Source organism: Mesorhizobium sp. M7A.F.Ca.CA.004.06.1.1 (assembly GCF_003999135.1).
Lineage (GTDB): Bacteria > Pseudomonadota > Alphaproteobacteria > Rhizobiales > Rhizobiaceae > Mesorhizobium.
This window is the reverse complement of record NZ_RZPQ01000208.1, coordinates 1-8,079: the sequence shown is the minus strand read 5'-3', so window position 1 is coordinate 8,079 and position 8,079 is coordinate 1. Positions and strand designations below refer to the sequence as shown.

The 8,079-nt window shown below is 61.0% G+C and carries 8 protein-coding genes; 7 read left to right on the top strand and 1 reads right to left on the bottom strand.

The window, feature by feature from the left end; translation table 11 throughout:
- From EN906_RS14760 to EN906_RS14730, 7 genes are all read left to right on the top strand, one after another.
- Positions 1-522 (top strand): hypothetical protein (locus tag EN906_RS14760; RefSeq protein WP_127375232.1); only part of this gene is annotated, 522 nt, incomplete at its 5' end.
- 44 nt (positions 523-566) lie between these two features.
- Complete coding sequence (locus EN906_RS14755) at positions 567-1,028, top strand: DUF4189 domain-containing protein (protein ID WP_013529842.1); 462 nt, start codon at positions 567-569, stop codon at positions 1,026-1,028.
- A complete protein-coding gene (locus EN906_RS14750; RefSeq protein ID WP_236383471.1) occupies positions 1,025-1,561 on the top strand; it encodes an invasion associated locus B family protein in 537 nt (178 codons plus the stop codon). Before EN906_RS14755 ends, EN906_RS14750 begins: the two co-directional genes overlap by 4 nt.
- Positions 1,562-1,983: 422 nt before the next feature.
- The gene (locus tag EN906_RS14745; protein WP_127267769.1) at positions 1,984-3,432 is read left to right on the top strand and encodes a TolC family protein; all 1,449 of its coding nucleotides are present in this window, start codon (positions 1,984-1,986) and stop codon (positions 3,430-3,432) included.
- Between the two features lie 39 nt (positions 3,433-3,471).
- Positions 3,472-5,604, top strand: a complete 2,133-nt coding sequence (locus EN906_RS14740) for a type I secretion system permease/ATPase (protein WP_127271964.1) — start codon at positions 3,472-3,474, stop codon at positions 5,602-5,604.
- 42 nt (positions 5,605-5,646) lie between these two features.
- Entirely contained in the window at positions 5,647-6,936 is a 1,290-nt protein-coding gene (locus tag EN906_RS14735; protein WP_127271967.1) for an HlyD family type I secretion periplasmic adaptor subunit, read from the top strand.
- Positions 6,926-7,567, top strand: coding sequence for a ribbon-helix-helix domain-containing protein (locus EN906_RS14730; protein ID WP_127271969.1), 642 nt, complete (start codon positions 6,926-6,928; stop codon positions 7,565-7,567). Before EN906_RS14735 ends, EN906_RS14730 begins: the two co-directional genes overlap by 11 nt.
- Positions 7,568-7,626: 59 nt before the next feature.
- Here the strand turns inward: EN906_RS14730 and EN906_RS14725 are convergent.
- Positions 7,627-8,079, bottom strand: a 453-nt coding sequence (locus tag EN906_RS14725) for a transglutaminase-like cysteine peptidase (protein WP_206529090.1), incomplete at its 5' end; no start/stop codon positions are given.

The window sequence follows — 8,079 nt, the reverse complement described above, 5'->3', positions numbered from 1 at the left end:
GCCGCCGGGAACTATGCCGCGATCGCCAATCTGGTCGGCGGCGCGACGGCCGCACCTGCAGAAACTGCGGCGGCCCCCGTGCTTCCGGACACGCCCTTCCTCGAGCATGTCAAGCAGGCCGGTGTGCAAGCCTGCTCGACCGTCTATCCGGCGCTCGGACAGATTCTGACGAACGGCACGAAATACAGCGTCAAATCCCTGTGGAACGATCAGGCGGCCGACAAGCACGCCATTCAGGCCTTTGTCGGCATGGACTATGCATCGGAACGCTATAGCGGACCGGCCGCCGGCATCGTCTTCGCATCGCCCACCGCCACGGGTTGCGAAGGGGCGATGGTGCGGGTGGCGCCATTCGCCAGCCCTTGCGCCGACATCGCATCCATCCTGCCGCAGGGCAGCAAGATTACCGACCATCTCGGGCAGGTCGAGGTCTACGAACTCGGCGGCAATGCCGGTGAAGCGCTTCTCCTGCCGACGGGCAAAAGCTGGGTGGTGATCTCCCTCGCTTCGGCGGCGAAGTAGGACGCGAAGCGATTGAGGTTAAGGAAAGGATGCCGACCATGAGCATGAGATTGCAGGCTTTGGCAGTTTTGGGCTTGACCTTGTTGTGGAGTGGACAAGTCGTCTCAGCCGACCTTGTGGCCCCCTCGGAGCCGCAACAGGAGGAAAAAGGCATATGGGCGGCCATCGCCTATTCGCAGGCCGATAGCAAATACGGCTTCTTCTGGGGCGCCGACAAGCGGCAGGAAGCGAAGGACATCGCACAGAAATATTGCGAGAACGCGGGCGGAAAAGCCTGCAACGTCGTCACCGTCTTCCGCAACCATCGCCATTGGAATGATGACGACGAGACCGGCTTTCCCTACAAGCATTGCGGTGCGCTCGCCGTGGCAGACAAGGTGGAGAACCGTTTCACGCCCTGGGGCGTGAACTCGGCAGAGACCCGTCGGGAAGCGGAGGATCTCGCCTTGCAGGCCTGCGAGGCAACGGGAGAGAAATGCAAGATCCGCGAGTGGGTCTGCACATGAAGTCTGGCCCGAAGGCCGTCTCCGCATGTGGGGCAATTCTATTCTCGTTGATGTCGCCGGCGTTCGCCCAGCAACAGGTGGCGGCTGTCCCGGATGGACCGTCATCGCTGCGCGAGGTCTATCAGGACTGGAGTGTGACCTGTTCGGTTCGCGAGAAGGCGAGAGTGTGCTCGCTCGCGCAAGACCAGGTCCAGCAGAACGGGCAGAGGCTTCTTGCCGTGGAGATCGCGGCACGCCCGGACGGCTCGACGACGGCTACCTTGCTGCTGCCCTTCGGCATCCTGCTCGATCCGGGCGTGACGCTGCAGATCGACGATCAGCCGCCACTGCCCCCGCAGCGATTCAGGACCTGCCTCCCGACGGGTTGCGTCTCCGTCTTTACCGTCGATCGGCCGACGCTTGCAAAGCTGAGGGGAGGCTCGGTGCTGAAGCTCAATGTCACGACGGACGCCGAGACCCCGCTGAGCTTCCCGGTGTCGCTTCGCGGCCTGACCGCGGCGCTCGACCGCATGGTGGCGTTGAGCGCAAATTAGAGGTACGCGCTGACCAGCTTTTGGCCGTGATGAGCGACATGACGCGCACGCCGGCCGCCGCGACAGAGTATTTTTTGGACCCGGCACCCAAGGGGCATGCCTGAAAAAGCGTTCAACCTCCGGTTGGATTATCGACAACCGCTATCCGAACCGGCCATGATTCTGGGCATATCGGCCCACTGGCTTGCGATTTTCTGTGCTTTCCCACTGAATGGGGCGTCCGGATACAACCGCAGCGAGCCGAAGTTATGTGCTATTTTTGCTACATCTCGCAGCCTTGTTGCCCAAAAGGGCTATTTAGCGCCCTCTAAATCAATAATCGCTCACACATTCCGTGAATTTGTGGATAATCCACCGACGGGCAGGCCTTGGCTTGGTTAGCGCTCTGAAAAAGGACGCTGGGGAAACGTTAGGGTGGGATTATGAATACGACAAACATGTCGGCCATAGGCAGGCGCCTTGGTCTGTTGATGGCGGCCACCATGCTGACCTGCGGGGGCGCTCATGCGCTTACGCTCAAGGAGGCGATGGCTGTCGCGGTGGAATCCAATCCCGAGATTGGACAGGCGATCGAAAACCGCGAAGCAATCGAGTTTGAGTTGCGGCAGGCCAAGGGCCTTTACCTTCCCAGTGTCGATGTCGAGGGATCGGCTGGTGTTCGCCGGCTCGACAATTCCTCCCGACGCTCGCTGTCGATAGAGGACGATTCGCTCTATCCGGCGGAAGCGAATCTGGTGGTGACCCAGAAATTATTCGACAGCGGAGCTCGTCGCGCGGAATTGAACCGCCAGGCATCGCGCGTCGACGGAGCGTCGTTCCGGGTGCTGGAACGGTCCGAATTCATCGGGCTGTCCGTTGTCCAGGATTACCTCGAATACATGCTGCAGGCTTCGATCGTTTCCGAAGCCAAGAAGAATCTGGGTTTCCATCAGGCGATACTCGGCGACATCCGGCAAGGCATCTCAGGCGGGGCGCTGAACGAGGCCGACCGCCAACAGGCCGAGGAGCGTCTGTTCGCGGCCAAGGCCCGCATGCAGGAGGCGACCGAAGAGCTGGAAGCCTCCAAGATCCGGTTCTTCAAGACCGTCGGCAAGCCGCTGGTCAATGCTTCGCGGCCGGGTGATGTCGCCGCCGCGCTTCCGCGGTCACTGGATGACGCGATCGGCCTGGCACGACAGAACAATCCGCGCGTTCACATGGCCACCAGCGATATCGACGCCGCGGCTTCCCTGGTGGATGCGGCCCGGGCGAAATATGGCCCTGAAGTCATTGCTGAAGGTCGGGCCAGGGCAGGCACCGACATTGACGGCGACGACGGGGACACCAATGACCTGCAGGCGCGTCTGGTGCTGCGTTGGAATTTGTATCGCGGCGGCATAGACAAGGCCAATGAACAGGAGCAGATCCGCCGCGCCAGCGAGCAGCGGCTCGCCTATCATCAGGTCTTGCGCGAAATCGAGGAAGCCGTTCGCACCTCATGGGATCGCCGTTTCCGGCAAGCCGATCTGGCGAAGACCCTGAGGCAACAGGCCGCCGCCAATGAAAAGCTGGTCGCTTCCTATCGCGAGCAGTTCAAGGTTGGACAGCGCTCGCTGCTCGACGTGCTCGACGCGCAGAATACGCGGTTCAACACGGCAACGCTGGCGGATACCGCGTCCTACGCATCGCTGTTTGCCCAGTACCGGCTCCTGGCCGCGACCGGACAGTTGCTGAAAACGATGAATCTCGAGCCGGCAAAGCAAGCGACAGCCTATGCTCGCACCGAGTTTGCAACACCGGAAACCGCGGACACCGAGACCTATGCGCGGACGCCATCGGAGCAGAAGAACGACCTGCCATTCGATATCCTCGCCCCGGTGAGGAAGAAATAAGACGACGCAAGGTCCAGCGAGCGTCCTGACGGGCAGATCGTGAACCAGCAACCCAATATCCTCTCTCCCAAGGAGGCGTTCAAGGCCTGCTTCTCGGCCGTTGCCGGATATCTCGGCAGGCCGAGCGCGGAGACCGTGCTGTTTGCCGGCGTGCCGCTCTCGGACACGCGAATTGCGGCCGACGATATCAGGCACCTTGCCGAACGCATCGGCCTGGAAGTCACCGAGTTCAATCACCGCGATTTTCTCAGGGGGCGTATCGACCTGCCGGCAATCGTCTTTCGCGTCAGTCAATTGCCGGTTGCCCTGCTCGCTCTGGGCGAAGACGATGCTTATATCACCGCGCCCCAGGAAGACGGCCGCACCACGATCGGCCGATCGGAACTGGCCGCCAGCTACATCAGCGGCGGCGCTTCCTTCTCGATCACCTATGCCAATGCCGCCGAGACCATGTCGGTCGGCTCGGCGGCCAGGATCGAGCGGAGACATTGGCTTACGGGGACGATGGGCGCTTTCTGGCGCACCTACTCAAAAGTCGTCCTGGCGGCGGTGTTCATCAATCTGCTGGCCATAGCCTCGCCGATCTTCACCATGAACGTCTACGACAGGATCCTGCCGAACAAGGCAATATCGACACTATGGGTGCTGGCTCTCGGCATCGGCGCGGTCATCCTGTTCGACCTGCTCTTGAAGACGGCCAGGGCCTCCCTCATCGACTATGCCGGGCGCAAGGCGGATCTCCGGATATCCTATCTGCTGTTCGAGAAAGTGCTGAACTCGTCGCTGTCGGCGCGCCCCGGCTCGACCGGTGAATACGCAAACAGGGTCACGCAATATGAATTCGTCAGGGAGTTCTTCACCTCCAACACCATAAGCGTGTTCATCGACACGGCATTCGTCTTCGTCTTTCTCCTTGTGATCTATGCGATAGGCGGATGGCTGGTGATCATACCGGCGCTGGCCTTCGTGATGTCCGTCATCGTCGGCCTGATCACCCAGCGCCGCATCGGCAAGCGCGTCGCCGCCTCGATGAACGAAGCGTCGCAGCGCCAGGCCCTGCTGGTCGAATCCATCTCGACGCTGGAGACCATCAAGTCGCTGCGCGCCGAGGCGTATCTGCTGCGAAAATGGGGAGAGCACTCCAAGAACGCCGCCAACACGTCCGAGAAGATCAAGCAGCTTTCGGCGGCGGCGGGCAACATCACCCAGTCCATACAACAGCTGGTGACCGTCGCCCTGGTCGTGGCCGGCGCCTATGCCTTCTCGGAAGGGCATGTTTCGACAGGAGCAATCATAGGAACGGTGATGCTGGCGAGCAGGGCCGTGGCGCCGCTCGGCCAGATTGCCATAACGTTGTCCCGGTTTCGCCAGGCCATGCTCTCGCTGAGAATGGTGAACTCGATCATGGCTCAGCCGGAAGATCGACCCGACACGGTGGGCTTCGTCAACCGCCCCATCCGCAAGGGGGCGATGGTGTTCAGGAATGTCGGGTTTGTCTATCCAGGCTCGGAAAACGAAGTTCTGACCGGCCTGAATATCTCGGTCAAGCCGGGTGAGCGGATCGGCATCATCGGCCGCATAGGATCGGGAAAGACGACGATGGGGCGGCTGATCGGCCGGCTCTTCCTGCCGACTTCCGGTGAGCTGCTGCTGGATGGGATCGACATTCGCCAGTATCACCCGTCCGAGGTTCGCGCCGCGGTCGGCATCGTTGCGCAGGCCGGCGACCTGTTCTCGGGCACCATCAAGGAAAACCTCCTGATGGCATGCCCCGAGGCTACCGACGAACAGATCATCGAAGCGGCAAAGGCGGCCGGCGTCGACGATTTCGTTTCACGCCACCCGCGCGGCTACGACATGAATGTCGGCGAGCGCGGCACCAATCTTTCCGGTGGCCAGAGGCAGACGGTGGCGATCGCACGCCTGCTGCTGACCAAACCGAAAATCGTCTTTCTGGACGAGCCGTCGGGCTCGATGGATCTCGCATCGGAACGCCAGTTGATCAAGCAGCTCAAAGTCGCCTTCGACCGCGACACCACGCTGATCGTCTCGACACATCGCTTCAGCATGCTTGAGCTGGCCGACCGCCTGATCGTTATCGAACAGGGCAGAATCGTTGCCGACGGACCGAAGGACCAAGTCATACAGGCGTTGCAGAAAACAAGCGCCTGACAAAACAGATATTGCTGCATCCAATGCGTTGGGGCGTGGGAAATGCTTGCCAGAGAAGATCGACCGCCGCTGTTTGCGTCGGCGTCCATATTCATCATCGGAGCGCTCTTCGTGGTCTTCGTCGCCTGGGCGTCCTTTGCCGAAGTCGATGAGATCGCACGCGGCGACGGCAAGGTCATACCCGCTTCCAAGACCCAGATCATTCAGGCGAGTGAAGCCGGTGTCGTTCAGGAAATCGCCGTGACGATTGGCCAGGTGGTCAAGAAGAACGATCTCATCATCCGCCTGGACAACACGCTCAACACGTCCAGTCTCGGCGAGCAGCAGGCCAAGGCGCGCGCGCTGGAAGTGCGCATAGCAAGGCTGAAATACGAACAGGCCGGCAATCTCTCGGGCCCATTTCCGTGCCCGCAGGACATCCAGTCGGTCGCTCCGCAAATCTGCGACAATGAGCAGAAGCTGCTCATCGCCCGGCGCGGGAACTTCGACAACAAGCTGTCCGTGCTCAAGTCACGCCTTGACCAGCGCGAGAGGGAACTGGCCGAGGCGCAGGCCAATTCCGATCGTCTTACAAAGAACCTGGTCGTCAGCGACCAGGAGGCAAAACTGGTCGACGCGATGGTCAAGAAAGGCCTGATGGCAAGGACCGAGCAGCTCCGGGTGGAGCGCGAACAGACCGAGCTCAACGGCCAGCTGAACCTTGCGGGCGAAACGATAAAGAAGATCAAATCGTCGATCACGGAAGCCCAGCTTCAGGTCGAGGAACTCGGCCTGCAATTGCAGCAGGAGGCGTTGGACGACCTTACCCAGGCGCTGGCGGAGCTTTCGGTGGTGGATGAGACCATAAGGGGAGCCACCGACAAGGTCGCGCGCACCGATATCCGTTCTCCCGTGGATGGCATCGTCAACACGCTGGAGCTGAACACGGTAGGCGCCTTCGTCCAGCCTGGCGCCGTCGTGGCCGGCATCGTGCCGACCTCCGAGACGTTGCTGGTGGAGGCTCGGGTCTCGCCACGGGATGTCGCGTTCATCCGTCCCGACCAGGTAGCCCTTATCAAGGTCACCGCCTATGATTTCTCGATCTTCGGCGGTATCGAGGGCAAGGTCTCGAACATCACAGCCGACAGCCTGGTCGATCAGAAAACGGGGGAACCCTACTATCAGGTGCGTGTGGCGACTGACAAATCCACCCTTCAAAGAGACGGCAAGGCCTACTCGATCATCCCCGGAATGATCTGCTCGGTCGACATCAAGACCGGGCGCAAGACGATCCTGCACTACCTCCTGAAGCCGATCAACAAGGCGCGCGAGGAGGCGATGAGTGAGCGGTAGCGCCAGCCCTCATCATTCCGGTCGCGAGCGGCTGCTGCCTCCAGTCGCCGCCGAGGATTTTGGACTGGAATTTCGGGTTGTGGCGCGCGGCGGCATCCGGCGCGGCATCCGTCTGGAGCGGGCATTCTGGATGTCGCTGAAGCAGATGGCCGAAAGCAGGAAGTGCACGATCGGCATGCTCATCGACGAGATCGCCGAAAGCCAGGCACAGACAGGCAATTTGACATCCGCGATCCGGGTGGCCTGCATGCGTGGGTTGGGAGACGAAAACCTGACCCTGCGAAGGCTTGCATCGATCAACACCATCAACGCCATACTGGTCGCTTGCCCGTCTCCGGCCTTTGCCCTGGCTTCGTCGAAGAAGATCCTGTCGTTCAACGCGCCGTTCCAGCAACTCGTCAAACGTCAATTGCCGATCGCCCCAAGCGATGACGCACGGCACGATCTCAAGCTGGCGCTGGACCTCAATGTGGCCGACATCTTCGCGCGGCTCGATGCCAATGGCGAATCGCCGGTGGCCACCGGTTTTGTCATCGGCGCGGGCGACCGTCGATACCGGGGACAATTGAATGCGGTGCGGGCTCCGGTGCTCGAGCCGGAGCTGCTGATGGCGTTCGTCTTCGGCGGCTAGAGCAGTTCACCGTTACACTTACCGGAGTTGCTCTGCATGCATCGCCAATGCTGGCGAACCTATGGCTGAAAGCCTTCGCCGGGTGCGACGGTTGCGAAACCGCCCTTGATGTCGGCCATCTGGGCTCCGCCCGGTCTTGAACCGTGGATCCAGGCCCGGTCCGTGCTGAACGAATAGAGCGGAACGTAATCCGGAAGATCGCTGTCACGCACGACAGTGTTGCTGAGGCTGTCGAGAATGAAGGTGCCGCTGCCTGTGCTCACCGACAGCACTGCGTGAAAGAAGCCTCTCTTGCGATCCTGGAGGACGACAAGCGCCATGCTTTGCGTGGGAATGCCGGCCCTCAGCAGGGCTGTCATCTTGAGGATGGCAAAATCCTCGCAATCGCCGGCTCGCCGCTCGAGAATCTCCGAAGGCTTCGCCCAATAGTCGAGCTTGCCGTAGACGACGCTGTCTTTCCTGTAGGCGATCAGGCGATTTACGCTGCTGTTGACGAAGGACAGCTTCTCGCT